This is a genomic window from Salmonella sp. SAL4457 (assembly GCF_046548235.1).
GTDB lineage: Bacteria > Pseudomonadota > Gammaproteobacteria > Enterobacterales > Enterobacteriaceae > Salmonella > Salmonella enterica.
In genome coordinates this window covers 1-247 of record NZ_JBGDZO010001058.1, presented here as the reverse complement: position 1 = coordinate 247, position 247 = coordinate 1, and the positions used below count along the sequence as shown (strand labels likewise).

Below are 247 nucleotides of genomic sequence, written 5' to 3'. Positions count from 1 at the left end.
GGCCCAGGCCATAGACGATCCGGCCATCGTCGTCGACGGTGAAGCGGAACTCGGAGTTGTTCACGTCCGGCGCCACGATGCGCAGCTTCATGTGCCGGCATTCTTCGATCAGCGTCACCACCTTGTCGGTGTTCTGCATATCCGCGGTGAGTACCGCGGCCATGAACGGCGCCGGGAAGTGGGTCTTCAGCCAGGCGGTCTGGTAGGAGACCAGGCCGTAGGCTGCCGAGTGCGACTTGTTGAAGCC

At 63.2% G+C, this 247-nt stretch carries 1 protein-coding gene; it reads right to left on the bottom strand.

The genetic code is table 11. The features are described from left to right. Nucleotides 1-247 (bottom strand): hypothetical protein (locus tag ACLJNW_RS27425; protein ID WP_410961712.1); only part of this gene is annotated, 247 nt, incomplete at both ends.